Origin of the sequence: Paractinoplanes maris (genome assembly GCF_023544465.1) — a bacterium.
GTDB lineage: Bacteria > Actinomycetota > Actinomycetes > Mycobacteriales > Micromonosporaceae > Actinoplanes > Actinoplanes maris.
The window spans coordinates 124,412-149,980 of record NZ_JALPVL010000001.1 but is presented as its reverse complement, the minus strand read 5'-3'; the positions used below and the strand labels follow the sequence as shown (position 1 = coordinate 149,980).

Sequence of the window (25,569 nt, the reverse complement as noted above, 5' to 3'; positions counted from 1 at the left end):
AAAGACAAAACAGCCGCATCCCGACGGGATGCGGCTGTTCGGCTGTCGGGCTCAGGCGTTGAGGTCGCGGAGGATGCGCTGGGCCGCGTTGTGGCCGGCGGCGCCGATCACGCTGCCGGCGGGGTGGGCGCCCGCGGAGCCCGCGTAGAGGCCGTCGAGGCCGGTGGCGTAGGGCATGCGCTCGTTGAAGGCGACCGTGTTGTCGACGTGGTGAATGTGGCCCCCGGTGATGCCGAAGTGCCTCTCGATGCCGGGTGGCGTGAGCGGCATCATGTCGACCACCAGATCGCGGGTCCCGGGCGCGTAGCGCTCACAGATGTCGAGCAGCTTGTCGACGTAACCCGGCAGCTCGGCCTCCCAGGACGACCCGGCGGGGGCGTAGGGCACCGACTGCACGAAGAGCGCGGACGAGTGGTGGCCCTCGGCGTCCTGCAGCGAGGGGTCGACCGTGGTGTGCAGATACCACTCGATGGTCGGCTCCGCGGGCAGGCGGCCGGCCTGCACGTCGGCCCACATGGCACGCAACGCCGCCATCGGGGAGTCGGTGCCGGGCGCGCCGGCCAGACCGGCCGAGCCGGGGAGCAGGTGGATCGTCGAGCCGAACGGGGACGCGGTGCCCGGCGGCAGGCAGCTGAACTCGGGCAGGCCGCGCAGGGCCAGGTTGAGCTTCAACGTCGTACCGGTGCGCTTGACCGCCGCCATCCGCGACGTCAGCTCGGCCGGCAGCGAGCCCTCCGGCACCAGATCCATCAGCCGGTAGGGGTCGCACGAGCCGAGCACGACGCGGGCGTCGATCGATCGGCCGTCGGCCAGGACGACACCACTGGCCGCGCCCGCGTCGACGGTCACGGACGAGACCGGCACGCCGGTCACGATCTGGGCCCCCGCGGCCCGGGCGGTGTCGGCGAAGACCCGGGTGACCGTGCCCATGCCGCCCTGGGCGATCATCCAGGTGCCGTCCGAGCCGGGCAGGCGGCACATGTTGTGGGCGAGGAAGTTGTGACCCGTGCCGGGGTCGTCGGGGCCGGCGTTCAGTCCGGAGAGGCCGTCGGTCACGGCGTACATGCTCATCAGCAGTTCGCTCTTGAAGCCGAACCGGGCCAGGTAGTCGGCCACCGAACCGCGCACGAGGTCGATGAATGTGCTCTGCAGCTGGGGGCGGATGTAGCGGTCGGCCGTCTCCTCGACCGTGCCGGGCTCCTCGAGCCAGGCGGGAGCCAGGTCGGCCCGGAGCGCGCCGATCTCGGCCGCGAGCTGCTCGTCGGCGATCAGGTCGCGGCGCGAGAAGAAGCGCTCGAGCTGCTCCCGGGTGGACGCGTGGTCGCGCCCGAAGAGCAGGTAGGGCGAGCCGGCCGGACCGGGCGTGGGCAGGAAGTAGTGCGGGTCACGGCGGAGCACGGGAAGGTCCACGTCGAGCGTGCGCAGCAGCTCGGGCGGCATCAGCCCCAACAGATAGGACCCGGTGGAGTGGCCGAGGCCGGGCGCCTGGGCGAACGGGTGCTCGGTGCGGGCGGCGCCGCCGATCACGTCCGTGGCCTCGAGGACGACGACGCTCAGGCCGGCGCGGGCGAGCAGGATGGCGGAGACGAGGCCGTTGTGGCCTGCTCCGATGATCACTACGTCGGACCGGGCGGGGAGGGTGGTCATGACGACTGAGGGTAGCGCGCCGGTATGTGAAGTTTCTTCAACTGTTCGTACGTGAGCAGGTCAGCTCAAGATTCGCGCCGGGTCTGGAAAGCGCTCGCGCTGCGGGTGGCGGCGTACCCGGCGAGCACGATCACGTGGAAGAGATAGAGCCAGAGCCCCACCGCCACGGTGCCGCCGATCTCGTCGAACCCGCCGAACGGGGCACCCAGATTGATCGGCAGCGAGCAGAACAACACGAAGCCGTGCAGGAAACCCGACAGGTTGGCCGCGGTGAACGACCCCACCAGGATCGTCGACAGCCACCGGGGCCGGCCCGGCGCCACGTAGCGGTAGACCCAGATCACCACCGGGGTGAGCACGATCCAGGCGGCGAGGAACGAGAGCACGACGCCCAGAACGCTGTACCAGCCACCCCGTACCCAGAGCGAGCTCGTCGACGGCAGCGCCAGGAACATGGCCAGCAGCAGGGCCGGGGCCGCGGCCATCAGCGGGAGCCACAGCAGGCGCCCGCGCCAGCCGACCAAGGGCTCGTTCCCCGGCGTACGCAAGGAAACGAACGCGCGGCGGAGCCCCTCGCCGTAAAGGGTGGCCGGCAACAGGCTGGCCAGCGCGAACAACGGCGTCAGCTGCAACCCGGCCTCGATCAGGGCCGACAGCGCCTGGGGCGCGCCGATGGCATCCGGCAGAGCGGCGATGGTGTGCCCGGTCAGCCGCCGCACCCGGTCGGCCCCCGCGATCAACCCGGTGATCCAGATGGCGAGCAGCGCGATCGGCACCACCGCGATCCCGGCATAGAAGGTCACCGCGGCCGCGTGCAATGCCAGATCTCGCCCCTGCAACGACCGGAACGGCGCAGTCACGACTCGGCGCGCCCGCGCCACCCACCCCGGCATGGCCTCGTCTTACCCACTTGTCCACAGATCGAATACCGCCTGTCCACAGGCCGCCGCCGGGCGATGGCGACGATCCGGGAGGATGGGCGGCATGCGCGACCTAGTACTGCTCGGTTCGACCGGATCCATCGGCACTCAGGCCCTCGACATCGTGCGGCGCAACCCGGAGCAGTTCCGGGTGGTGGCGCTCGGCGCGGGCGGGGGCAACGTCGAGCTCCTCGCCGCCCAGGCGCTCGAGCTGGCGGTCGACGTGGTGGGCGTGGCCCGCTCGTCGGTGGTGCAGGATCTGCAGCTCGCCTTCTATGCCGAGGCCCAGCGCCGCGGGTGGGCGACCGGTGACTTCAAGCTGCCCAAGATCGTGGCCGGGCCCGACGCGATGACCGAGCTCGCGCGGCAGCCGTGTGACGTGGTGCTCAACGGCGTGGTCGGCAGCCTGGGTCTCGCCCCCACGCTGGCCGCGCTCGAGGAGGGCCGCGTCCTCGCCCTGGCCAACAAGGAGTCCCTGGTCGCCGGGGGCCCGCTGGTGCGCCGCATCGCCCGGGCGGGTCAGATCGTCCCGGTCGACTCCGAGCACTCCGCGCTCGCCCAGTGCCTGCGCGGCGGCTCGGCCGGCGAGGTGCGCCGGCTCGTGCTGACCGCCAGCGGGGGAGCGTTCCGCGGCCGTCGCCGCTCCGAGCTGACCGACGTCACACCGGAGGACGCGCTCAAGCACCCGACGTGGGACATGGGCCCGGTCGTCACGATCAACACGGCCACGATGGTCAACAAGGGGCTCGAGGTGATCGAGGCGCACGAGTTGTTCGCCGTGCCCTACGACGACATCGAGGTGATGGTGCACCCGCAGTCGGTGCTGCACTCGATGGTCGAGTTCACCGACGGTTCCACGCTGGCCCAGGCCAGCCCGCCCGACATGCGCCTGCCGATCGCGCTCGCGCTGGCCTGGCCCGAGCGGGTGCCGGGGGCTGCCGCCGGCGTCGACTGGCGGGAGGCGCACAACTGGGAGCTGCGGCCGCTGGACGACGAGGCCTTCCCGGCCGTCCGCCTGGCCAAGCACGCGGGTCGGACAGGCCACTGCCTCCCGGCGATCTACAACGCCGCGAACGAGGAGTGTGTGGCCGCGTTCGTCGCCGGTCGGCTACCTTTTCTGGGCATCGTCGACACGTTGGAGCGGGTCCTCGACGCGGCCCCCGGTTTTGCCGAGCCGAGTACCGTCGAGGAAGTGCTCGCCGCCGAGTCGTGGGCGCGTGCCCAGGCGCAGCAGTTGATCGCTATCGCGGCTAAGGGAGCTTGATGTACTACTGGCTGGGATTCGCCGCGTTCGCGCTGGCCATCCTGATCTCGGTGAGTCTGCACGAGCTGGGCCACATGATCACGGCCAAGCGCTTCGGCATGAAGGTCACGAAGTACTTCGTCGGCTTCGGCCCGACGATCTTCTCGTTCCACCGCGGCGAGACCGAGTACGGTCTCAAGCTCATCCCGCTCGGTGGCTTCTGCAAGATCGTCGGCATGACGCCCCAGGACGACGACGTCGCCCCGGAGGACCAGCCCCGCGCCATGTGGCGGTTCCCGGTGTGGAAACGCACGGTCGTCATGTCGGCCGGCTCGATCACCCACTTCCTGCTGGCCGCGGTGGCCGCCTGGTTCGTCGCCATCTCGATCGGCCTGCCCAACACGGCCTACCCGCAGACGAATGCCGACCAGGCCAAGGAAAAGCCGGTCATCACGGTCAGCGAGTGCACCTGGATCGAGATCCCGACCGCTCAGCAGGATTGCGTGGTCGGGCAGAACGGCGGGGTCGCCGGCCCGGCATATGCGGCCGGTCTGCGCGACGGTGACCTGATCACCCAGGTCGGCGACCGGCAGATCACCACGTACGGTCAGCTCACCGAGATCGTCCGGACCCTCCCGGCCGGCCAGGTCCCGTTCCGCTACGAGCGCGACGGCGTCGCCGGCACGGCCGAGGTCAACCTGATCGCCGCCCAGCGCAAGCCGATCACCGACGAGGACGGCCCGACGAGCACGGTCTCGGTGGGTGGTCTCGGCTGGGACGTCCAGAGCCTGCCGACCCAGATCAAGTACAACGCGGCCGAGGCGTTCCCGGCGACCGCCGACTACGGCTGGTTCCTGTTCAAGAACACGTTCTCGGCCCTGAAGCGGATCCCCGACAAGATCCCGGCGCTGTGGCACTCGATCACCGGCAGCGAGCGCGACCCCGACACCCCGATCAGCGTGATCGGCGCCAGCCGCCTGGGTGGCGAGGCCTTCCAGTACGGCGTGCCCGAGCTGTTCCTCAACGTCTTCATCTCGCTCAACGTCTTCATCGGCATCTTCAACCTGCTGCCGCTGCTCCCGCTGGACGGCGGCCACATCGCGATCGCCTGGTACGAACGGGTGCGGTCGTGGCTGTACGCCCGGATGCGCCGGCCCGACCCGGGCCGCGTCGACTACTACAAGCTGATGCCCTGTCACCTACGCAGTCATCTTGATCGGTGGTGTGTTCACCTTGCTGACCGCCACCGCCGATATCATCAACCCGATCACGATCTTCAACAGGTGATGCAGAAGTGACCGCCATCAGTCTCGGTATGCCGGCCGTGCCCCCGCCGCCGCTGGCCCCTCGTCGTCACAGTCGGCAGATCATGGTGGGGAACGTGCCGGTCGGTGGCGGCGCCCCGGTCAGCGTGCAGTCGATGACGACGACGCTGACCTCCGACATCAACGCCACGCTGCAGCAGATCGCCGAGCTGACCGCCTCGGGCTGCCAGATCGTCCGCGTCGCCGTGCCGTCGCAGGACGACGTGCTGGCGCTGCCCGCGATCGCCAAGAAGTCGCAGATCCCGGTGATCGCCGACATCCACTTCCAGCCGAAATACGTGTTCGCCGCGATCGACGCCGGCTGCGCGGCCGTCCGGGTCAACCCGGGCAACATCCGCCAGTTCGACGACAAGGTCAAGGAGATCGCCAAGGCGGCCGGTGACGCGGGTGTGCCGATCCGCATCGGGGTCAACGCCGGCTCGCTCGACAAGCGGCTGCTCGAGAAATATGGCAAAGCGACGGCCGAGGCGCTGGTCGAGTCGGCGCTGTGGGAGTGCTCACTGTTCGAGGAGCACGGCTTCCGCGACATCAAGATCTCGGTCAAGCACAACGACCCGGTCGTCATGATCCGGGCCTACCGCCAGCTCGCCGAGCAGTGCGACTATCCCCTGCACCTCGGCGTCACCGAGGCCGGCCCGTCGTTCCAGGGCACCATCAAGAGCTCGGTGGCCTTCGGTGCGCTGCTGGCCGAGGGCATCGGTGACACGATCCGGGTGTCGCTGTCCGCTCCGCCGGTCGAGGAGATCAAGGTCGGCAACCAGATCCTCGAGTCGCTGGGTCTGCGGGAGCGCGGCCTCGAGATCGTGTCGTGCCCGTCGTGCGGTCGCGCCCAGGTCGACGTCTACACGCTGGCCGAGCAGGTGACGGCGGCGCTCGAGGGCTTCCCGGTGCCGCTGCGGGTGGCCGTCATGGGCTGCGTCGTCAACGGCCCCGGTGAGGCGCGCGAAGCCGACCTCGGTGTCGCGTCCGGTAACGGCAAGGGCCAGATCTTCGTGAAGGGTCAGGTCATCAAGACCGTCCCCGAGTCGATCATCGTGGAGACCCTGGTCGAGGAGGCTCTGCGCCTGGCCGACGAGATGGGGGCCGACCTCCCCGAGGAGCTGCGCGAGCTGATCCCCGGCCCGACGGTCACGGTCCACTGACGTACGGCTGAACGAAGCCCCGCCTCGGCGGGGCTTCTTCGTCTCCGGGCCGGCGTTCGCTTCGGAGGGCGGCGGCTCGTGCGCAGGTGGGCGGCGGCGGGGTCGCTCAGAAGAGGACCGTGGCGAACGAGCCGGCTGACACGAAGCCGCACTTCGCGTAGACGCGTCGCGCCGCTGTGTTGTAGTCGTTCACATAGAGGCTGACCGTGGGTGACACACGTCGCAGTGCGTCGCGCACCACAGCGGCCATCGCCGGCGCCGCCAGGCCCTGACCCCGGAACTCCGGGTCGACCCACACGCCCTGCACCTGCGTGGTCCGGTTTGTCACGATCGCCAGCTCGGCCTTGAAGACGACCCGGTCGCCGACGAAACGCGCGTACGCCCGCTTGCCCTTGACCAATTCGGCGATCCGCCGCCGGTAGCCGCGCCCGCCGTCGTCGAGCAGCGGCGAGACGCCGACCTCTTCGGTATACATCGCCACGGCGGCCGGGAAGAGCGCGTCGACCTCGCTGGGCCGCACGAGCCGCACCTCGGGGTCGGGCGCGATCGACGGGTCACGATCGGCGACCAGCAGCGGCTGGTGGGGGCGCACGTCGCGGGCCCGGCCCCATTGCCCGCCCAGCCTGTCCCACAGGTCGAGCACGGCGTCGGACCGGCCGATGATCGACGAGCAGATGCGTGGCTCGGCCCCGAGCAGCTCGGCGAACGCCGCGGTCGCGGCCGGGGTGGAGCACACCGGCACGAGATGAGCGCCCGACCAGATGATCGACTCGACCCGGCGGCCGGGACCATACCCGAAGATCCGCCCGTCGGAACGCCACCAGCTCAGCCCGTGGGCCGCCACCCGCTCGGCGATCTGAGCGCCGGCGTACGGGTCGCGGTCGAGCACTTTATCGACCTGCGCGCGCTCGGACTCACCGAGCTGGCGAATCGGCACCGTCAGCACAGGTATCACATTGCCAGATGTCCGACCCTCCACACCCGTCGCGACCCTTTCCTCGCGAAGAATCACTTGCCGCCGAGCTATTGCCGATATATCGTCTAACTATCGACAACAGATCGGAGACAGTCATGAGGAACCCTCATCACGGCCCGCACGGATTCCGTCACCGCGGCTTCACCTTCCCGCCCGGCTTCCCCTTCGGTGGCCCCGGCGACTTCGGTGGCGGCGCCGGCGGGTTCGGCCCCGGTGGCCCGTTCGGCCCCGGCCAGCGTGGTCCACGACGCGGCGGACGCGGCTCGCGTCCCAACGTCCGCATCGCCGTCCTGGCGCTCCTTCTCGAGCGTCCGATGCACGGCTACGAGATGATCCAAGAGCTCGACTCGCGCACCAACGGCATCTGGCGGCCCAGCCCCGGCTCGGTCTACCCGATGCTCCAGCTGCTCGAGGACGAGGGCCTGATCGAGGCCGAGGCGGCGGGTGGCCGCAAGAGTTACCACCTGACCGACGCCGGCCGCGCCGAGGCCGAGACCGCCGCGGAGAACCCGCCGTGGGCCAGCATCGGCGACGACACGATGTCGCAGGTGCAGGATTTCCGGGACGCCGCGGTCGGCATCATGGGCGCTCTCAAGCAGGTCGGCTTCAACGGCACGCCCGAGCAGCGTCAGCGGGCTCTCGAGATCCTCAACGAGACGAAGCGCAAGCTTTACGCCATCCTCGCCGACGGTGAGTGAGCCCGGACCCAGCACGCAGAAACGCACCCCGGTTTCCGGGGTGCGTTTCTGCGTTGCGGGGTCGTGAGTGTCAGCGGGGGTTGGCGAACGCCAGCGGGATGGAGGCGGGCTGACCCGGCCACGTTCCGAAGAGGACGGCGCCGGGGAAGGACACGGCGTGGGTGAGCAGGCGGGGGATGGTGAGTGTCAGCTTGTCGGTCTCGATGACCGTGGGGTCGGCCGTGGTGGTGCCGGTGATGGCGATCACGGCGCGCGCCTCGGCGAAGTCGGTCGAGATGTTGCTGGTCGTGATGGCCATGCTGGGCTGGCGGGGCTCGAGGTGACCGTCGACCTCCATGAACTCCTGCGCCTGGCCGCTGCCGGTGAGCAGGGCCTGGGCGAGCGCCTCGGCATAGACGATGTCGCCGGTGCCGTCGTAGACCCAGCGCCGGCCCAGCGCCGAGTGATCCATCGTGCCGACCAGCCACTCGTCGGCCCCCTCGACCGGGGCGCCGCGGTAGGTCAGCGGCACCTGGTAGGTCGGGCCGCTCCCGGTCTTGACGAGCAGGGTCTCGATGCCGACGGCGCCCTCGGGGTCGTCGAAACGGTAGGACGCCACCCGCTCGACCGGGGTGCCGGCCTCGCCCTGATACCACGGGCGGCCCGGGAGCCACGCCGCCAGCAGTTCAACTTTGGTGGGACTCAGAGTCGCCTTGTGGATCAATGCCATGAGCGGCATCGTAGTTTCCCGGCGCTTGCCACGGGCAGCCGCTTTCCAGCCAAAACTGGGAACGCTCCCACGGACAGCCGGATAAATCCGATTTGTGCGCGGGGGTCGTGTGCGCTGCGCCGGGTCGGCCGCGCTGCGCCGGGTCGGTTGCGCTGCGCCGGATCGGTTGCGCTGCGCGGGGTCGGCCGCGCTGCGCCGGGTCGGTTGCGCTGCGCGGGGTCGGCCGCGCTGCGCCGGGTCGGTTGCGCTGCGCCGGGTCGGCCGCGCTGCGCCGGGTCGGTTGCGCTGCGCCGGGTCGGTTGCGCTGCGCGGGGGTCATTGCGCTGCGCGGGGTCGGTTGCGCTGCGCCGGGTCGGTTGTGCGCGCGCCGGCGGAGCCGGTTCAGCGGCCGAGGGCGGTCAGCAGTTGCAGGATCGCGGCGGGGTCGCCGGAGTCCAGCGTGGGTGTGGGCAGCAGGGCCATGGCGGGAACGGTGACGCCGGCCCTCACGTAGGCCTCCACCCGCTTGCGGCACTGGTCGGGCGAGCCGTGGACGATCAGGTCGTCGACCACCTTGTCGGGGATGGCGGCCAAGGCGCCCTTGCGGTCGCCGGCCGACCACGCCTGCCACATGGGGGTCAGCACCTCGTCGCGACCCAGCCATCGGTGGAAGGCGGCGTAGGCGGGAACCGTCAGATAGGCCGCGATCATGCGGCGGCCGATGCGGCGGGCGTGCTCGGCGTCGTCGGTCGGGCAGACGAAGATGCGGGCGGCCACGTCGAAGTCCGGCTTGTCGGTCTTGACCTCGGCCAGCGCCGTGTGGACGTCGTGGGCCGAGAGCCAGTTGAGGATCACGCCGTCGGCCTCGGCCGCAGCCAGCCGGAGCATGCCGGGGCGGAGCGCGGCGAGCAGCACCGGCGGCGGTGTCGCGGGTGGGCGCTCGAGCTTGAAGCGGCGTACGGAAAAGGTCTCGAACTGGCCGTCGACCAGCTCGCCGGCCAGCGCCGGACGCAGGAAGCGCAGCATGTCGCGACAGCGCTGGAAGGGCTCGGTGAACTCGGCGGCGTTCCAGTCACCGACCACGACCGGCGACGACGCGCCGATGCCGAGCTGGAAGCGGCCGGGTGCGATCTCGGCCAGGGCGGCCGCGGTCATCGCCAGCAGGCCGGGGCCGCGGGTGAAGACCGGGACGACCGCGGTGCCCAGCCGCATCCCCGAGGACCAGGCCGCGGCCAGGGTGAGCGGGGTGAAGGCGTCCGACCCGGCCACCTCGGAGGTCCACAGGTCGGTGAAGCCGGCGTCGGCCAGCGTCCGGAAGACCTCGGCGTGCTCGGACAGCGGGATCCCGCTCAGCGGAACGGTCATGCCCCATCGCATCGACATGACCATGATCCTGCCTGGCCGACGGGGTGAGGTCCACCACCAAGATGTGGCATCGATCGATGTGAGGAGTAAGTTTTTGCACTGACCAGTCAGTTCAAGTCGGGAGTTGTCATGCCGGTGCTGATCGCGCGCGGGGCGGGAGTCCGCCGCCGGCGTCGCCGTGACCCGTGGCTCTTCCAGGGGCTCGACGTGACGGTCGAGGCCGGTGACCTGGTCGCGGTGGTCGGGCCGCCCGGCAGTGGCCGGACCACGACGCTGCTCGCTCTGGCCGGCCGGTTCCGGCTCAGTGCGGGCTCGGTCGAGGGCCGCGCGTCACTCGGCTACGTGCCCGACGTCTCCGGGCCCGAATCTGTCTTCACCGTCACTGAGCACGTGCGCGAGCGGCTCATGCTGCTCGGCCGGTCGCGGTCGGAAGCGGCGCGGGTGGAGCTCCACGGCCTCGAGCCGGACAAGCGGGGTCAAGACCTTTCCCCGTACGAGAAACAGGTCCTCGGACTGGTCCTCGCGGAGCTCAGCCGGCCGTCCGTGATCGCGCTGGACGGCTACGACGACGGCCTCGACACCCGCGAGCGGGCCGCCCTGCTACAGCTGATCACCGAGCTCACCGCCCGGGGCGTCGCCGTCGTGCTCACCGTCCGCGAGATCGACCCCAGCCTCGTCACCACCGTGATCCGCCTCGGCGAAGACCCAGGCCCACCCCCGGACGACTCCGATCCGGGTGCCGTGCCTGCCGTCACGCCTGAACCGGACGCCGAGCCGGAATCAGAGGCCGAGCCAGAACCGGACACCGAGTACACATTCAGCGCCGACCCCGAGCCCGAACCGGAACTGGACGTTGAGCCCAAATTGGACGCCCAGCCCCAGCCCCAGCCCCAGCCCCAGCCCCAGCCCGAGCCGGCCGCCGAGCCGAAGCCGGACGCCGTGCCGGAGGTCGAACCGAAGTCGGAAGCTGCCGCGGCGCCGCAGAAGGCGGACGGCACGAGCGCGGAAGAGGCGCAGCGATGACGTTCCTGTCCACTTTGTCCCTGGCCGGATACGAGCTGCGGCGATTCCTGCGCGGCCACCTCACCCGGGCCGCCCTCGCCGCGCTGGCCGTGATCCCGCTGCTCTACGGCGCGCTTTATCTCTACGCCTTCTGGGATCCCTACGGGCGCCTCGACCACATCCCGGCCGCGCTCGTCGTCGAGGATCGGCCCACCACCGCGAGCGACGGCACCAAGCTGCACGCGGGTCAGGACCTGGCCGACCAGCTGATCAGCCGCGAGGTCTTCGATTGGCACGTCACCGACGAGGCCGGCGCCGAGAAGGGCCTCACCGACGGCCGTTACCAGTTGCTGCTGCGGATCCCCCGGGACTTCTCGGCCGACCTGGTGACCGGCCCCGACGCGGCCGAGGACCCGCAGGCCGCGCAGCTCACCGCGGTCAGCGACGACGCCACCAACTACCTCACCGGGGTCTTCGCCCGCACCGCGTTCGACGAGGTGCGCGCGGCCGCCGCGACGAGCGCCAGCGCCGGCTACTTCGACAAGATGCTGATCGGCTTCACCGACCTCAAGCAGCAGACCCAGCAGGCCGCCGACGCCGCGGCCAAGCTCCGGGACGGCACCGGCAACGCCAGGTCTGGAGCCGACCGGCTGGCCGGCGGCCTGGACGACGCCCGCGGCGGAGCCGGCCGGTTGCAGAGTGGTCTCGGCACCGCCGGCCGGGGCGCCGATGACCTGGCCGACGGACTGACCCAGCTCAACGCCGGCGCCCAGCAGCTGGCCACCGGCACCCAGCAGGCCGCCACCGGTGGCCGGCAACTCGCCGGTGCGGTGGACGCCGCGGCCGACAAGGCGGAGCCGCTCCTGCGCGACAACGCCCGGCAGATCGCGAACGCGGCCACCCTGGTCGCCCGCGGCGCCGACACCCTGGCCGCCAACATCGGGGCCATCGACAACGCCGCCGACCAGGCCGTCCGCAACGCCCGGCAGCTGCAGTCCTATCTGAACGAGCTGCCCGCCGGCACCGAGGGCCTGGCCGACGCCAAGGCGCTCGCCGCGCGGCTGGTCACCGCGGCCGAACGCGTCCGGGACACGGTGAGCGACTCCGACCTCGGTGCGCTGCGGACCCAGCTACGGCAGGTCGCGGCCACCGCGCGGCAGATCGCCGCCGCGGCCCCGCACCTGGCCGACGACGTGCAGGCCGCGCGCTCGCGGGTCGATCAGCTCTCGGCCGGGCTCGACCGGCTGGCCACGGGTGCGGCTCAGTTGCGTACCGGAACCGCCCAGGCCCACCAGGGTGCGGTCGACCTGCGGGGTGGCCTCTATCGGCTCTCCTCGGGCGCGCGCGAGTTGTCCGGTGGGCTCGGCACGCTGGCCGGCGGCGGTCACCAGCTCGCGAACGGCCTGGGTCAGCTCCAGGGCGGCGCCGAGCAGCTCGCCTCGGGCCTGGCCGACGGGGCCGGTCAGATCCCCGGCTACGGCGACGACCCCAGTCACCGCGCCGGCGTGCTGGCCGACCCGGTCGCGCTCGACCGCAGCGTGCGGCATCCGGCCGGGACGTACGGGGTCGGCTTCGCGCCGTACTTCCTGGCCCTGGCTCTGTGGGTCGGCGCGATGATCACTTTCATGGTGCTGAGCCCGCTCAACCGCCGCCATCTGGTCTCGGAGGCGCCCAGCACGCGGGTCGCGCTGGCCGGGTTGCTGCCCGCGGTCGCGATCGGCTGGGTGCAGGCCACGCTGCTGTTCCTGGTGGTGCACTTCGCACTGGGGCTGGACCCGGTGCATCCGCTCGCCACCTGGGGCCTGCTCGGGCTGGCCGCGACCGTCTTCGCCGCGATCATGCAACTGCTCGGCGCGGCCCTCGGCGCCCCGGGCCGCATCGCCGCCCTGGCCCTGCTCATGCTGCAGCTGACGTCGTCCGGCGGCACCTATCCGGTGCAGACCTCGCCCGGCTTCTTCCAGGCGATCCACCCGGTGCTGCCGATGACCTACGTCGTGCAGGCCGCCCGCCACGTCATCGACGGGGGACCGTGGGGGTCCGTGGTCCAAGGCGTGCTGGTGCTCGTCGCGTACGGCTTGGGAGCTTTCGCCCTGACCGTGCTGACCGCCCGCCGGAGCCGCCGCCTGACCCCCGGCGACCTGCACCCGGAGCTGGTGCTGTGAGCGCCTGTGGTGGACTGTCCCGGTGACGGACGGGCGGACCCGGCGGCGGGAGGACACTCGGCAGCGGCTGTTCGAGGCGGCGGTCGAGCTCATCGCCGAGCAGGGCTTCTCGGCGACGACGGTCGATGACATCGCGCTGCGGGCCCAGGTCGCCAAGGGCACCGTCTATTACAACTTCAAGTCGAAGACCGACCTCTTCGAGGAGCTGCTGCGGCACGGCATCGGGCTGCTGACCGACGAGTTCCGGGCCGCGGTGCGGGGGCTGCCGCCGCGCGAGGCGGTGGCCGCGCTGGTCCGCAGCGAGCTCGACTACATCCGCCGCTACCGTGCCTTCGCCCAGCTGCTGCTGAGCGAGATGTGGCGCACCAACCGGGAGTGGCAGCAGACCCTGCTGCTGCTCCGCGAGCAGGCGATCGGGGTGATCGCCGAGACCGTCCAGGCCGGCGTCGACTCCGGCGATCTGCCCGCCGGCCTGGACGTACGGGTCGCTTCCTCGGCCCTGTTCGGGGTGGGCCTGGTGGTGGCGGTCGACTGGCTGGTCTTCATGCCCGAGCGCCCGATCGAGGAGGTCGAGGAGTCACTGCTCGCGATCGTGCGCCGGGCCGGCGGAACTACGACGTAGTGCTCGACCGCCAGGCCGTGGCCCACGAGGTCTTGCCGTTGGTGCGCAGCAGCGAGCCCTCGTAGACCCGCGAGCCCACGGCCAGCAGCACGACGGCGGTCACGGCCATGATCAGCAGCGCCAGGAAAGGCTCCCAGCCGGCCGCGTCGCCGTTGAAGATCCGGGTCGGCATCGCGATCGGCGCCGAGAACGGGATGTAGGACAGGATCCGCATCGCGAGCTCGTTCTCCCCCAGGAAGATGACCGCGAAGAACGGCAGCATGACCGCCATCTGCACCGGCTGGGAGACGCCGTTCAGGTCCTCGGGCCGCGACGCCAGGGCGCCCACCCCGGCCCACAGTGCGGCCAGCATCACGAAGCCGATCAGGAAGAACGCGACGAACCAGCCGATCGCCGGTTCCAGCAGGTGCAGCACGCCCCGGTCGAGCCCGGCGAGCCGCGCGCCGATCAGCGTCACGATCGCGATCAGCGCCACCTGCACGAACGCCAGCAGGCCGAGCGCCGCGACCTTGCCCGCCAGCAGGGCCCGGGTCGGCACGCTGGCGACCAGGATCTCGACGATCCGGGTCTGCTTCTCCTCGGTGACGCTCTGGGCGATCTGCAGGCCGAACAGGAACGACGTGAAGAAGAAGACGAAGGCCAGGGCGAACGGCACGATGTAGGCCAGGAACGGGTCCACCGCGGCCGGGTCCAGCAGACGTACGGGGGGAGCCGTGCTCAGCGCGTCGACGACCGAGCCCGGGGTGTCGTCCATCGCCAGCACCTCGGGGCCGGAGATCACGGCCGCGTCCACGTCACCGTCGCGCAGCAGTTTCTCGGCGGCCGCGTCGTCGGCGACCACCCGCACCTCCAGGTCGGCCTGCTGCAGGCGCGCGGCGGTGGCCTGGTCGGCGACCGCGACCGAGGACGGGCCGCCGGAGAACAGGACCGGCAGGACGGTGATGCCGATCGCGAAGATCAGGAAGAACACGGTGCTGAAGATGAACGTCTTGTCGCGCAGCTTCACCCGGATCTCGCGGGCGGCCACGATCTTGGCGGCGGCGTAGGTGCTCATCGGACGACCTCTCGGAAGATCTCGGTCAGGGACGGGACGACCGGGCCGAACGCCCGCACCGGGCCCCGCTCGAGCGCGGCCTGCAGCACCTTCTGATCGTCGCCGGTGTCGAGGTCGAAGATCGCGCGCGGGCCGTCGAGGTCGAGCAGGGTGACCCCGGGCTCGTCGCGCAGCCAGCCGGCGTCGGTGTCGACCACCAGCTGGTATCGCGGCAGCGCGTGCTGGGCGCGCAGCGCGGCCTTGTCGCCGGCGGCCCGGATCGACCCGTCCGCGATGATCACCAGGTCGTCGCAGAGCCGCTCGACCAGTTCGAGCTGGTGGCTCGAGAAGAGCACCGGCACACCCGCGGCGGCCCGGTCGCGGAGCACGTCGACCATCGTCTCGACCGCGATCGGGTCGAGGCCGGAGAACGGCTCGTCGAGCACCAGCACCTCCGGGTCGTGCACCAGCGCGGCGGCGACCTGGGCGCGCTGCTGATTGCCGAGCGAGAGCTTCTCCAGCTTCTCGCCGGCCCGGTCGCCCAGCCCCAGCTGGTCGAGCAGCTTCGTCGTGCGCTCCTCGGCCGCGGCGCTGCTCAGACCGTGCAACCGTCCGAGATAGACGACCTGGTCGTGCACGGTCATCTTCGGGTAGAGCCCGCGCTCCTCCGGCATGTAGCCGAAGCGCTGCCGGATCTCGCGGGTCAGCGGCTTGTCGTTCAGGGTCACCTGGCCGGTGTCGGCGGCCAGCACCCCCAGGATGATCCGCATGGTGGTGGTCTTGCCGGCGCCGTTCGCGCCGACGAAGCCGGTCAGTTTGCCGCTCCCGACGGGGAACGTGACGTTCTTCAGAACCGCCCGGTCACCGAAGCTGCGGCTGACGGAATCGACGTTCAGCATGCCTTCGACGCTACGGAGAACGGCCGGCGAAAGCGTCCGGCTGAGGCACGATCCGCCGGGTCCTCCGCGCGGAGGACTACCCGCCCGGGCGGACCACCCCGAGCTCGTACGCCAGGACGACCGCCTGCGTCCGGTCGCGGGCCCCCAGCTTGGTCAGCACCCGGCTCACATGGGTCTTGACCGTGGTCTCGCCGAGGTGCAGGGCCAGCGCGATCTCGGCGTTGGTGGCGCCGCCGGCCAGCTGGACCAGCACCTCGTGCTCGCGCGGGGTCAGCTCGTCGAGACGGGCCGGGGGCTCGGACCGCGGGGCGCCCGGCCGGGCGAAGGCCGCGATGACCCGCCGGGTGATCTCGGGAGCCAGCAGCGCGTCGCCCCGGGCCACCACCCGGACGGCCTCGACCAGCGACTCCGGGGAGCTGTTCTTGAGCAGGAAGCCGCTCGCGCCCGCCTCCAGCGCCGCGAAGAGGTAGTCGTCCCGGTCGAAGGTGGTCAGGATCAGCACCGACGGGCCACCGCCGGCCGCGACGATGTGGCGGGTCGCCTCGAGCCCGTCCATGCCCGGCATCTCGACGTCCATCAGCACCACGTCGGGCCGGTGCTCGGCGGTCGCCGCGACGGCCTGGGCACCGTTCTCGGCCTCGCCCACGACCTCGATGTCGTCCTCGAGCCCGAGGATCACCCGGAAGCCGGTGCGGACCAGCCGGTGGTCGTCCGCGAGGAGGACCCGGATCACGACGACGCCCCGACCCGCTGCGCGGGAATCAGCGGCAGCCGGGCCCGCACCCGGTAACCGCCGGCCGACCGGTTGCCGGTCTCGACCGTGCCGCCCAGCAGGGCCACCCGTTCCCGCATGCCGACCAGCCCCATCCCGCCCTCTTTCGTCGTGGTGGTGGCGCCCCGCCCGTCGTCGGCCACGTCGACCTCCAGTTCGCGAGCCAGATACCGCAGCCGGACGTCGACAGTGGACGCGCCCGCGTGCTTGAGCGCGTTGGTCACCGCCTCCTGCACGATCCGGTACGCCGCCTGCGACGTCGACTCGGGCAGCGCGACAGCCTCGCCGAAGACCGCGAACTCGGCCGTGAGCCCGGCGTCGCGGACCCGGTCGAGCAGCTCACCGACCCGCTCGACCCCGGCCGTCGGCTGCGGCGCGGGCTCGTCGGCCGTGCGCAGCGCGCCCAGCATGCGGTGCAACTCGTCCACCGCGGTCCGTGCGCTCTCCTCGACCGACGTGAGCGCGTCGCGCGCGGTGCCGGCGTTGCGATCCATCGCCCGCCGGGCCGCCGCGGCCTGGATGCCCATGACCGAGACGTGATGGGCGACGACGTCGTGCAGCTCGCGGGCGATGCGCAGCCGCTCGGTGACGACGGCGCGCTCCTCGGCGGCGACCCGCGCCTGGCTCAACTGCTCGGTCTGCTCGACCAGCACGGCCTCGCGCCGGGCCGACAGCCAGGCCGTCTCGCCGAAGAAGTAGGCGAAGCCGAAAACCACCAGGTTCATCAGGACCTGGCTGACCAGCGCCGAGAGCAGCGGGGGCAGCTCACCGGTGGCGTCCGGGAAGGCGTTCTCGCCGATGGTGTCGACGGCGACCAGCCAGGCGATGGCGAGCCAGCCGAACATCGCGCCGATGACCGCCGTCCGCAGCCAGCGCGACCGCGCCCGATCCCGCCCCCACGCGCCGTCGGCGTAGATCGCCGCGAAGATCGCGCCCGACGCGAACTGGATCTCCTGGGCCTCGCGCACCTGGCCGGCGATGAACACCGCGGCACAGACGACCAGGACGACGTCGGGGTGAACGCGGCGCCAGATCAACGGGAACGTGATCGCGAACGCGAAGGCGAGTTGCTCGGCCGCGCTGCGCTCGACGCCCCAGACGAACTGGCCGACACTGCGGCTGAGCATCACGTTGAGCAGCGCGCCGGCCATCACGACGAGGGCGATGACGACGTCGTTGCGGCGCTGCCGGGGGGTGGGGCCGGGCCGTTGCCAGTCGTCGAGGCTGCGCATGGCCCCTAGGCTGCCACAACGCTCACTTGGGCATCAGGGCGCGCGGAAGTACTGGGTCTTGGCGATGTCCGGGTGGGTCTGGGTGGGGAGGTCGGCGTCGTCGGACGACGTCAGGGTGCCGCCGAGCTCGACGATGCGCCGGTGGGCCGCGTCCAGCCGGTCCTCCAGGGTGACGATGCGGCAGGCGGCGCCGAGCTGAATGCCCTCGTCGAGGAGCTGGCGGACGCGCAGGGCGAGCTGCAGCTGGTGGCGGGAGTAGCGGCGGTGGTTGCCGTGGGAGCGCTGGGGCTCGATCAAGCCCGCGGCGCCGAGGCTGCGGAGGAAGGCCGGCGTCACGCCGATCATGTCGGCGGCGCGGCCCATCGTGTACGCCGGGAAGTCGGCGTCGTCGAAGGTCGTGCTCATCGTGCCCTTCCGGGGGGAAGCCGAGGGGTCCGGGATCACCGGAGCACAGTCCAGGGCCCCGGCGGGTAACCGGGGCCCTGGCTTTTCAATTCTGGTGCCGGCCGTCGCCGGCGCATGCGGTCGTCCGCCTGCGTGCCGCTAGCGGACCACCGGAGTGATGGGCATCGGCTGCGATCACCTCTTGTCGGGTCGGGGACGTTGCGCTTACGCGTTGCTGCGGTATCTCGTCCTCCTTAGCCAACTCCGGGTCATTGCCAGTTGCGTGTCGGCTGTGCGTGGCCGACGCCACATACTTTATTCCGACGACGGCCGAATTTCTAGTACCACCGCTGCAGATTTTTCGGACATAGCGCCGAAGGCATGAAAGTTGTTGCAGGTGAAGTGTGGTGTGGTGAAGCGGCGGCGCGGAGCGGGCGCGTGCCGCGGCGATGCCGCGAGAGAGAGGTGACCGCGCCCCGCGCCGCCGCGGGCCGGGGCGCCGATGGCTGCCCCGAGGTGCTCGCGGAGCCTGCCGAGGGCCCGCGTCCGGCTATGAGTGTGCGGCGCCCGGCGATCGACCGGCAACGCAATTAACCGAGTGCATTGACTGACGTAACACAGCGGGTAGATCATCACGGCACGCGTGGCCTCGGTCACAGCACCCTTCGGTAAGGGAGCCGCACATGAGCGTCAACCCCGCACCCACCACCGACGAAGAACGTCTTGCCCAACTCGGCTATGAGCAGGAACTGCATCGCCGACTGTCCGGCTTCTCGAACTTCGCGGTCTCCTTCTCGATCATTTCCATCCTGGCCGGCGCGATCACCTCCTACGGCATCGCGATGACCGCCGGCGGCCCGATCGCCATCACCCTCGGCTGGCTCTTCGTCGGCATCATGGTGACCTTCGTGGCCCTCGCCATGGCCGAGGTGTGCTCGGCCTATCCGACCGCCGGCGCGCTCTACTGGTGGGCGGCGGCGCTGGCGAAGCGCAACAAACCCGCCTGGGCCTGGTTCATCGGCTGGTTCAACTTCCTCGGCGAGGTCGCGGTCACCGCGGCCATCGACTTCGGCGCGGCCATCACGACCTCGGCCTTCCTCAGCCTGACCTTCGACATGGAGGTCACCACCGGCCGGACGTTCCTGATCTTCCTGGTCATCATCATCGTGCACGGCCTGCTCAACACCTTCGGCGTCAACCTCGTCCGGCTGCTGTCGGACGTCAGCGCCTGGTGGCACCTCGTCGGCGTGGCGGTCATCGTGGGCGTCCTGGCCATCGTGCCGGACAACCACAAGCCGATCTCCGAGGTGTTCTTCGAGGTGCAGAACGCCACCGGCTTCACCTTCGCCGGGGCAGGCGTCTACGCCGTCCTCATCGGACTCCTGATGGCGCAGTACACGTACACCGGCTACGACGCCTCGGCCCACGTGGCCGAGGAGACGCACGACGCGGCCCGGGCCGCCCCGCGCGGCATCGTGCTCTCCGTCGTCGTCTCGGTGATCGCCGGGTTCGTGCTGCTCACCGCGATCACCTGGTCGATCCAGGACTACGAGGCCCAGCGCACGACCGAGCTCGGCCTGCCGCCCGCGCAGATCTTCATCGACGCCGCCGGCCACAACACCGGCACGTTCCTGCTGTTCATCTGCATGGTCGCGCAGTGGTTCTGCGGCATGGCCTCGGTCACCGCCAACTCGCGGATGTCCTACGCCTTCGCCCGGGACGGCGCGTTGCCGGGCTCGCGGCTGTGGAAGAAGGTCAACCCGCGCACCGGTACGCCGACGAACTCGATCTGGCTCTGCGTCACCCTGTCGACCCTGCTGGTCCTGCCGTCGCTGTGGAACACGACGGCCTACCTGGCGGCGACCTCGATCGCGGTGATCGGCCTCTACATCGCGTACGTCGGACCGGTGTTCCTGCGCCGGATGAGCCCCGACTTCCAGCCCGGGCCGTGGAGTCTGGGCAAGTGGAGCGCGCCGGTGGGCTGGATCGCGATCGTCTGGGTGGTGATCATTTGCGTGCTCTTCGTGCTGCCGACGGCCGGACCGATCACCGCGAGCAACTTCAACTACACGATCTTCGCCGTGCTGATCGTGATCGCCTTCGCCACGATCTGGTGGTTCGTGAGCGCCCGCAAGTGGTTCACCGGACCGAAGCAGAACCTGATCGAGAAAGCTGCCCACGGGGAGCCGACGCTTCCCACCGAATGACGCACCCAGGGGCCGGACGGGTACCCGCCCGGCCCCTCTCCACCTGCGAGGGGACACCCTGATGGATCTCGAGGAACTGGACGTCTCCGTCGACAACGGCAGCATCGACACCGTGCTGCTGGCGCTGACCGACATGCAGGGGCGGCTGCAGGGCAAGCGCCTGCACGGCCGCTATTTCATGGACGAGGTGGTCGGTGGCGGCAGCGAGGGGTGCAACTACCTGCTCGCGGTGGACGTCGACATGAACACCGTGGACGGCTACGCGATGTCCTCGTGGGCCAGCGGATACGGCGACTTCGTGATGAAGCCCGACTTCACGACGCTGCGCCGGGTGCCCTGGCAGGAGGGCACCGCGATGGTGCTGGCCGACCTCGAGACGCCCGGCGGGGAGCCGGTCTACGCCTCACCCCGCCAGATCCTCCAGCGGCAGCTCGACCGGCTGGCCGAGCACGGCTTGACCGCGTACGCCGGGACCGAGCTGGAGTTCGTGCTCTACAAGGACACGTACGAGGAGGCGTTCACCAAGGCCTACCGCGGTCTGGTGCCGGCCAACCAGTACAACGTGGACTACTCGATGCTCGGCACGGCCCGGGTCGAGCCGCTGCTGCGCCGCATCCGCAACGAGATGTACGGCGCCGGTCTGCTCCCCGAGAGCGCCAAGGGCGAGTGCAACCTCGGCCAGCACGAGATCGCCTTCCGCTACGCCGACGCGCTGACCTGCGCCGACAACCACGTCATCTACAAGAACGGGGCCAAGGAGATCGCCGCCCAGGAGGGCATGGCGCTGACCTTCATGGCCAAGCCCAACGAGCGTGAGGGCAACTCCTGCCACATCCACTTCTCGCTGCGCGGGCGGGACGGCAAGTCGGCCATGCTGGGCGACGGGCCGGCCCACCTCAGCGACACCGGGCAGCGGGTGCTGGCCGGGCTGCTGGCCACCATGCGGGAGTTCAGCCTGCTGTTCGCGCCCAACATCAACTCGTACAAGCGGTACCAGCCCGGGTCGTTCGCGCCGACCGCGTTGCGCTGGGGCGTCGACAACCGGACCTGCGCGCTGCGGATCGCCGGTCACGGCCAGGGCATGCGGGTGGAGAACCGGGTGCCGGGCGGCGACGTGAACCCCTATCTGGCGATCGCCGCGCTGGTGGCGGGGGCGCTGCACGGGATCGAGAACGAGCTCGAGCTGGAGCCGGAGACGCCGGGCAACGCGTACGAGGACGCGGCGGCCGACCGGGTGCCGACCACGCTGCGGGAGGCCCAGCAGCTGTGGCTGGGCAGCGAGGTGGCGCAGTCCGCCTTCGGTGCCGACGTGGTCGGCCACTATGCCAACATGGCCCAGGTCGAGCTGTCGGCCTTCGACGCGGCCGTCACCGACTGGGAGCTGCGCCGCGGCTTCGAACGCATGTGATCATGGGGCTGTGATGACGACTGACGTGATCAACCCGGCGACCGGTGCGGTGTTCACCACCGTGCCGTCGCTGGATCTGGCCGCGACCGACGCCGCGATCGAGCGCGCGGCCCGGGCGTTCCCGGCCTGGCGGGCGGTGGCCCCGGGCGACCGGGCCCGGCTGCTGCGCCGCTTCGCCGCGGTGGTCGGCGAGCACCTCGACGAGCTGGCCTCGCTCGAGGTGCGCAACTCCGGTCACACCATCGGCAACGCCCGCTGGGAGGCGGGCAACGTGCGCGACGTGCTCGACTACTACGCCGGGGCGCCCGAGCGGCTCAGCGGCCGCCAGATCCCGGTCGCCGGTGGCCTCGACGTGACCTTTCACGAGCCGCTCGGCGTGGTCGGCATCATCGTGCCGTGGAACTTCCCGATGCCGATCGCCGGCTGGGGGTTCGCCCCGGCGCTGGCGGCCGGCAACACGGTCGTCCTCAAGCCGGCCGAGCTGACCCCGCTCACCGCGATCCGGCTGGGCGAGCTGGCGCTCGAGGCCGGCCTCCCGGAGGACGTGTTCCAGATCGTGCCCGGCAAGGGCTCGGTCGTGGGGCAGCGGTTCGTCACCCACCCGGCCGTCCGCAAGGTCTGCTTCACCGGCTCGACCGAGGTCGGCAAGTCGATCATGGCGGGCGCGGCCGACCAGGTGAAGCGGGTGACCCTCGAGCTGGGCGGGAAGAGCGCGAACATCGTCTTCGCCGACGCCGACCTCGAGAAGGCGGCCGCCTCCGCCCCGGGCAGCGTCTTCGACAACGCCGGGCAGGACTGCTGCGCCCGGTCCCGGCTGCTGGTGCAGGAGTCGGTCTACGACAAGTTCCTGTCACTGCTCGAGCCCGCGGTGCGGGCGTTCCGCGTCGAGGAGCCGTCGCACGACACGGCCGAGATGGGGCCGCTGATCTCCGCCGGTCATCGGGCGGCCGTGGCCTCGTACGTCGAGGGGGCGGACGTCGCCTTCCGGGGGCAGTCGCCGGACAGTGACGGCTGGTGGTTCCCGCCGACCGTGCTGCTCGCGCACTCGACCGGCGACCGGCACTGGCGCGAGGAGGTCTTCGGGCCGGTCCTCTCGGTGCTGCCGTTCAAGGACGAGGCCGACGCGGTCCGGCTGGCCAACGACACCGAGTACGGGCTCTCCGGCTCGCTGTGGACCCGGGACCTCGGCCGGGCGCTGCGGGTGTCCCGGGCCGTCGAGACCGGCGCGCTCAGCGTCAACAGCCACTCGTCGGTGCGCTACTGGACCCCGTTCGGTGGCATGAAGCAGTCCGGGCTGGGCCGCGAGCTGGGGCCCGACGCGCTGCTCAGTTTCACCGATGTCAAGAACGTGTTCCTGGCCATGGGAGATTAAGTGGAGCGTTTGCAGGACCGGGTCGCCGTCATCACCGGCGCCGGCAGTGGAATCGGGCTGGCCACCGCCCGGCGGTTCGCCGCCGAGGGCGCGAAGGTCATCGCCGTCGACATCTCGGAGGACGCCGGCGCGGCCGTGGCCAAGGAGGTCAACGGGGAGTTCGTGGCCTGCGACGTCAGCGACGAGGAGCAGGTCAAGGCGCTCTTCGACGGGGTCGCCGAGCGGCACGGCCGGGTCGACATCGCGTTCAACAACGCCGGGATCTCACCCCCGGACGACGACTCGATCCTGGTCACCGGCCTCGACGCCTGGGAGCGGGTGCTCAAGGTCAACACCACCTCGGTCTTCTTCTGCTGCAAGTACGCGATCCCGCACATGCAGCGGCAGGGCAAGGGCTCGATCATCAACACCGCGTCCTTCGTCGCGCTGCTGGGCGCCGCGACCTCGCAGATCGCCTACACCGCGAGCAAGGGCGGGGTGCTGGCGATGACCCGGGAGCTGGGCGTGCAGTTCGCTCGCGAGGGCATCCGGATCAACGCGCTCTGCCCCGGGCCGGTGGCCACCCCGCTGCTGATGGAGCTGTTCGCCAAGGATCCGGAGCGGGCCGCCCGCCGGCTCGTCCACGTGCCGATGGGCCGGTTCGCCGAGCCCGCCGAGATCGCCGCCGCCGTCGCCTTCCTGGCCAGCGACGACGCCTCGTTCATGACCGCATCGCAGTTCGTGGTCGACGGCGGAATCACCGGAGCCTATGTAACTCCGCTGTGATTGTTTAGGACTCCGTTTACACGGGAACCGTCCCCTTACACCCGAATCGCCGGGTGAAGGGGTCGAATCCCCGCCCGCGCAGGTCGATCCCTGTGCGGGTGGGACAGAGGGACCTTGGGCGCGGCGCCGTTCTCCTCGAGAGCGACGCCGCGCACCCCTCCCTCCTCCGTTCAGCGGTTGATCCGAAACACGATCCGGATACGGTGAAGTGATGCGTCCGATCATCGGCATCACGACCTATGTGGAACCGGCCACCTGGGGTGTCTGGCGGGATCTGCCCACCACTCTGGTCCCGCACGACTACACCGAGGCGGTCACCCAGGCGGGTGGCCGACCGGTCCTGATCCCTCCGCACGACGACACCGATGTGCTGGACGTGCTCGACGGATTGGTGCTGACCGGCGGTCCCGACCTGACCCCCGAGCTCTATGGCGCCGAGCCCGGACCGCTGACCGTCACCCACCCCGATCGGGACCGGGCGGAAATGCTCCTGGTCCGCCGGGCGTTGGACAGAGACGTACCCCTTCTCGGCATCTGTCGTGGCATGCAACTGCTCGTGGCCGCCGCCGGCGGCTCCCTGCACCAGCACCTGCCCGACGTCCTCGGACATGAGAAGCACCGCCCGGCGCCCGGCGTCTACGGCGAGCACGACGCGTCGTTCGTGCCCGGCAGCCGCATCGCCGGCCTGATGGGCGACGACCTCGCCATCCGGTGCTTCCACCACCAGGGCGTCGCGGATGCCGGAAAGCTCACAGTCACCGGACGCGCCGAGGACGGACTCGCCGAAGCAGTCGAGGATCCGGACCGGCGGTTCGTCCTGGGTGTGCAGTGGCACCCCGAGGTCGTCCGCGACGAACGACTCTTCGGCGCACTCATCGAAGCGGCACGTCAGTAACGAACACGAGGAGGACAGCACCATATGCGCAGGCCCTTGATCGGCATGACGGCGTACGCCCAGCAAGTGCAATACAACAGCAACGACCTCGTGGCGGGCATGCTCCCCATGACGTACGTGCGAGCCGTCCACGCCGTCGGCGGTCGCGCTGTGCTGATCACTCCGGACGACCCCGGCACCGACGTCCTCGACTCGCTCGACGGCATCGTCTTCTGCGGCGGCAACGACATCGATCCCGCGTACTGGGGAGCCGAGCGCCACCCCGAGACCGAGGTCGACAAGGAGCGCGACGAGTCCGAGATCATGCTGATGCGGGCCGCGCTCGAGGCCGACCTGCCGCTGCTCGGCGTGTGCCGGGGCATGCAGGTGATGGCGGTCGTCGGCGGTGGCTCGCTGCACCAGCACCTGCCCGATGTGATCGGCCACGAACGGCACCGGGCCGCCGCGGGCACCGACCCGCTGGCCGCGGACGCCTCCGCGTACGGGCGGCACGACCTGATCACCGAGCCCGGCTCGATCGCCCGCGACCTGCTCGGGTCGCACACCGTCGTGAACTCGTTCCACCACCAGGCGGTCGACGACCCGGGCTCGTTCACCGCGACCGGCTGGTGCCCGGACGACCGGGTCATCGAGATCATCGAGGACCCGTCCTACGCGTACGCCCTGGGTGTGCAGTGGCACCCCGAGCGCACCCGCGATCTCCGGGTCTTCGCCGCGCTGGTCGAGGCGGCCGCGAAGCGCTCCGGGTTGAAGCCGGCCTTCGCCGCCTGATCCGGCCACGGTGTTACGGTGCTCAACCGAAGGCGGAGTTG

General features: G+C 70.7%; 22 protein-coding genes and 1 pseudogene. 13 read left to right on the top strand and 10 right to left on the bottom strand.

The window, feature by feature from the left end:
- Window positions 1–51: 51 nt before the first annotated feature.
- Both NAG42_RS00685 and NAG42_RS00680 read right to left on the bottom strand, forming a co-directional pair.
- A complete protein-coding gene (locus NAG42_RS00685; protein WP_250027246.1) occupies window positions 52–1,647 on the bottom strand; it encodes a phytoene desaturase family protein in 1,596 nt (531 codons plus the stop codon).
- Window positions 1,648–1,712: 65 nt separating this feature from the next.
- Entirely contained in the window at window positions 1,713–2,540 is an 828-nt protein-coding gene (locus tag NAG42_RS00680; RefSeq protein WP_250027245.1) for a YhjD/YihY/BrkB family envelope integrity protein, read from the bottom strand.
- 91 nt (window positions 2,541–2,631) lie between these two features.
- Here NAG42_RS00680 and dxr point away from each other — a divergent pair, with 91 nt between their 5' ends.
- The 3 genes and pseudogenes from dxr to ispG all read left to right on the top strand — a co-directional run bounded on the left by dxr (window position 2,632) and on the right by ispG (window position 6,277).
- Window positions 2,632–3,831 (top strand): 1-deoxy-D-xylulose-5-phosphate reductoisomerase, encoded by a 1,200-nt coding sequence (gene dxr / locus NAG42_RS00675; protein ID WP_438872333.1) that lies wholly within the window; start codon window positions 2,632–2,634, stop codon window positions 3,829–3,831.
- Window positions 3,831–5,097, top strand: a pseudogene (locus NAG42_RS00670) (M50 family metallopeptidase). Before dxr ends, NAG42_RS00670 begins: the two are co-directional and overlap by 1 nt.
- A 7-nt stretch (window positions 5,098–5,104) precedes the next feature.
- On the top strand, window positions 5,105–6,277 hold the full coding sequence (gene ispG / locus NAG42_RS00665) for a flavodoxin-dependent (E)-4-hydroxy-3-methylbut-2-enyl-diphosphate synthase (protein ID WP_250027243.1): 1,173 nt from the start codon (window positions 5,105–5,107) through the stop codon (window positions 6,275–6,277).
- Between the two features lie 106 nt (window positions 6,278–6,383).
- Here ispG and NAG42_RS00660 read toward each other — a convergent pair whose 3' ends face one another.
- On the bottom strand, window positions 6,384–7,223 hold the full coding sequence (locus NAG42_RS00660) for a GNAT family N-acetyltransferase (protein ID WP_250027242.1): 840 nt from the start codon (window positions 7,221–7,223) through the stop codon (window positions 6,384–6,386).
- 125 nt (window positions 7,224–7,348) lie between these two features.
- Here NAG42_RS00660 and NAG42_RS00655 point away from each other — a divergent pair, with 125 nt between their 5' ends.
- Complete coding sequence (locus NAG42_RS00655) at window positions 7,349–7,951, top strand: PadR family transcriptional regulator (RefSeq protein WP_250027241.1); 603 nt, start codon at window positions 7,349–7,351, stop codon at window positions 7,949–7,951.
- 70 nt (window positions 7,952–8,021) lie between these two features.
- Here the strand turns inward: NAG42_RS00655 and NAG42_RS00650 are convergent, their stop codons facing one another.
- Both NAG42_RS00650 and NAG42_RS00645 read right to left on the bottom strand, forming a co-directional pair.
- Complete coding sequence (locus NAG42_RS00650; RefSeq protein ID WP_250027240.1) at window positions 8,022–8,660, bottom strand: CG0192-related protein; 639 nt, start codon at window positions 8,658–8,660, stop codon at window positions 8,022–8,024.
- A 381-nt stretch (window positions 8,661–9,041) separates the two neighbouring features.
- Window positions 9,042–10,022, bottom strand: coding sequence for an LLM class F420-dependent oxidoreductase (locus NAG42_RS00645; protein WP_250027239.1), 981 nt, complete (start codon window positions 10,020–10,022; stop codon window positions 9,042–9,044).
- Window positions 10,023–10,133: 111 nt separating this feature from the next.
- Between NAG42_RS00645 and NAG42_RS00640 the strand changes: the two genes are divergently transcribed.
- The 3 genes from NAG42_RS00640 to NAG42_RS00630 are packed head-to-tail and all read left to right on the top strand — an operon-like array spanning window position 10,134 to window position 13,790.
- A complete protein-coding gene (locus tag NAG42_RS00640) occupies window positions 10,134–11,027 on the top strand; it encodes an ABC transporter ATP-binding protein (protein WP_250027238.1) in 894 nt (297 codons plus the stop codon).
- A complete protein-coding gene (locus tag NAG42_RS00635) occupies window positions 11,024–13,168 on the top strand; it encodes a YhgE/Pip domain-containing protein (RefSeq protein WP_250027237.1) in 2,145 nt (714 codons plus the stop codon). Before NAG42_RS00640 ends, NAG42_RS00635 begins: the two co-directional genes overlap by 4 nt.
- A 22-nt stretch (window positions 13,169–13,190) precedes the next feature.
- Window positions 13,191–13,790 carry a TetR/AcrR family transcriptional regulator gene (locus NAG42_RS00630; protein ID WP_250027236.1) on the top strand — a complete coding sequence of 200 codons (600 nt, stop codon included), beginning with the start codon at window positions 13,191–13,193 and terminating at the stop codon, window positions 13,788–13,790.
- Here the strand turns inward: NAG42_RS00630 and NAG42_RS00625 are convergent.
- The 5 genes from NAG42_RS00625 to NAG42_RS00605 all read right to left on the bottom strand — a co-directional run bounded on the left by NAG42_RS00625 (window position 13,780) and on the right by NAG42_RS00605 (window position 18,131).
- Window positions 13,780–14,844 carry an ABC transporter permease gene (locus tag NAG42_RS00625; RefSeq protein ID WP_250027235.1) on the bottom strand — a complete coding sequence of 355 codons (1,065 nt, stop codon included), beginning with the start codon at window positions 14,842–14,844 and terminating at the stop codon, window positions 13,780–13,782. The genes NAG42_RS00630 and NAG42_RS00625 overlap by 11 nt on opposite strands.
- A complete protein-coding gene (locus NAG42_RS00620; protein ID WP_250027234.1) occupies window positions 14,841–15,722 on the bottom strand; it encodes an ABC transporter ATP-binding protein in 882 nt (293 codons plus the stop codon). The genes NAG42_RS00625 and NAG42_RS00620 overlap by 4 nt, the downstream gene beginning before the upstream one ends.
- Before the next feature lie 76 nt (window positions 15,723–15,798).
- Complete coding sequence (locus NAG42_RS00615; RefSeq protein WP_250027233.1) at window positions 15,799–16,455, bottom strand: response regulator; 657 nt, start codon at window positions 16,453–16,455, stop codon at window positions 15,799–15,801.
- A complete protein-coding gene (locus NAG42_RS00610; RefSeq protein ID WP_250027232.1) occupies window positions 16,452–17,726 on the bottom strand; it encodes a sensor histidine kinase in 1,275 nt (424 codons plus the stop codon). The genes NAG42_RS00615 and NAG42_RS00610 overlap by 4 nt, the downstream gene beginning before the upstream one ends.
- Window positions 17,727–17,759: 33 nt before the next feature.
- Window positions 17,760–18,131 carry a helix-turn-helix domain-containing protein gene (locus NAG42_RS00605; protein WP_250027231.1) on the bottom strand — a complete coding sequence of 124 codons (372 nt, stop codon included), beginning with the start codon at window positions 18,129–18,131 and terminating at the stop codon, window positions 17,760–17,762.
- Window positions 18,132–18,793: 662 nt separating this feature from the next.
- Here NAG42_RS00605 and NAG42_RS00600 point away from each other — a divergent pair.
- The 6 genes from NAG42_RS00600 to NAG42_RS00575 all read left to right on the top strand — a co-directional run bounded on the left by NAG42_RS00600 (window position 18,794) and on the right by NAG42_RS00575 (window position 25,528).
- Window positions 18,794–20,317 carry an amino acid permease gene (locus tag NAG42_RS00600; protein ID WP_250027230.1) on the top strand — a complete coding sequence of 508 codons (1,524 nt, stop codon included), beginning with the start codon at window positions 18,794–18,796 and terminating at the stop codon, window positions 20,315–20,317.
- A gap of 61 nt (window positions 20,318–20,378) precedes the next feature.
- Window positions 20,379–21,725: a glutamine synthetase family protein gene (locus tag NAG42_RS00595; RefSeq protein ID WP_250027229.1), complete on the top strand. Its 1,347-nt coding sequence runs from the start codon at window positions 20,379–20,381 to the stop codon at window positions 21,723–21,725.
- Window positions 21,726–21,738: 13 nt separating this feature from the next.
- The gene (locus NAG42_RS00590; RefSeq protein ID WP_250027228.1) at window positions 21,739–23,097 is read left to right on the top strand and encodes an aldehyde dehydrogenase family protein; all 1,359 of its coding nucleotides are present in this window, start codon (window positions 21,739–21,741) and stop codon (window positions 23,095–23,097) included.
- On the top strand, window positions 23,098–23,862 hold the full coding sequence (locus NAG42_RS00585; RefSeq protein ID WP_250027227.1) for a 3-oxoacyl-ACP reductase: 765 nt from the start codon (window positions 23,098–23,100) through the stop codon (window positions 23,860–23,862).
- A gap of 211 nt (window positions 23,863–24,073) precedes the next feature.
- Window positions 24,074–24,757, top strand: coding sequence for a gamma-glutamyl-gamma-aminobutyrate hydrolase family protein (locus NAG42_RS00580; RefSeq protein ID WP_250027226.1), 684 nt, complete (start codon window positions 24,074–24,076; stop codon window positions 24,755–24,757).
- 24 nt (window positions 24,758–24,781) lie between these two features.
- Entirely contained in the window at window positions 24,782–25,528 is a 747-nt protein-coding gene (locus tag NAG42_RS00575; RefSeq protein WP_250027225.1) for a gamma-glutamyl-gamma-aminobutyrate hydrolase family protein, read from the top strand.
- Window positions 25,529–25,569: the final 41 nt, after the last annotated feature.

Coding starts and splice junctions, on each gene's coding strand:
- NAG42_RS00685 (WP_250027246.1), bottom strand. CDS start 1,647: ATGACCACCCTCCCCGCCCGGTCCGACGTAGTGATCATCGGAGCAGGC.
- NAG42_RS00680 (WP_250027245.1), bottom strand. CDS start 2,540: ATGCCGGGGTGGGTGGCGCGGGCGCGCCGAGTCGTGACTGCGCCGTTC.
- dxr (WP_438872333.1), top strand. CDS start 2,632: ATGCGCGACCTAGTACTGCTCGGTTCGACCGGATCCATCGGCACTCAG.
- NAG42_RS00655 (WP_250027241.1), top strand. CDS start 7,349: ATGAGGAACCCTCATCACGGCCCGCACGGATTCCGTCACCGCGGCTTC.
- NAG42_RS00650 (WP_250027240.1), bottom strand. CDS start 8,660: ATGGCATTGATCCACAAGGCGACTCTGAGTCCCACCAAAGTTGAACTG.
- NAG42_RS00645 (WP_250027239.1), bottom strand. CDS start 10,022: ATGTCGATGCGATGGGGCATGACCGTTCCGCTGAGCGGGATCCCGCTG.
- NAG42_RS00640 (WP_250027238.1), top strand. CDS start 10,134: ATGCCGGTGCTGATCGCGCGCGGGGCGGGAGTCCGCCGCCGGCGTCGC.
- NAG42_RS00635 (WP_250027237.1), top strand. CDS start 11,024: ATGACGTTCCTGTCCACTTTGTCCCTGGCCGGATACGAGCTGCGGCGA.
- NAG42_RS00625 (WP_250027235.1), bottom strand. CDS start 14,844: ATGAGCACCTACGCCGCCGCCAAGATCGTGGCCGCCCGCGAGATCCGG.
- NAG42_RS00620 (WP_250027234.1), bottom strand. CDS start 15,722: ATGCTGAACGTCGATTCCGTCAGCCGCAGCTTCGGTGACCGGGCGGTT.
- NAG42_RS00610 (WP_250027232.1), bottom strand. CDS start 17,726: ATGCGCAGCCTCGACGACTGGCAACGGCCCGGCCCCACCCCCCGGCAG.
- NAG42_RS00605 (WP_250027231.1), bottom strand. CDS start 18,131: ATGAGCACGACCTTCGACGACGCCGACTTCCCGGCGTACACGATGGGC.
- NAG42_RS00600 (WP_250027230.1), top strand. CDS start 18,794: ATGAGCGTCAACCCCGCACCCACCACCGACGAAGAACGTCTTGCCCAA.
- NAG42_RS00595 (WP_250027229.1), top strand. CDS start 20,379: ATGGATCTCGAGGAACTGGACGTCTCCGTCGACAACGGCAGCATCGAC.
- NAG42_RS00590 (WP_250027228.1), top strand. CDS start 21,739: ATGACGACTGACGTGATCAACCCGGCGACCGGTGCGGTGTTCACCACC.
- NAG42_RS00580 (WP_250027226.1), top strand. CDS start 24,074: ATGCGTCCGATCATCGGCATCACGACCTATGTGGAACCGGCCACCTGG.
- NAG42_RS00575 (WP_250027225.1), top strand. CDS start 24,782: ATGCGCAGGCCCTTGATCGGCATGACGGCGTACGCCCAGCAAGTGCAA.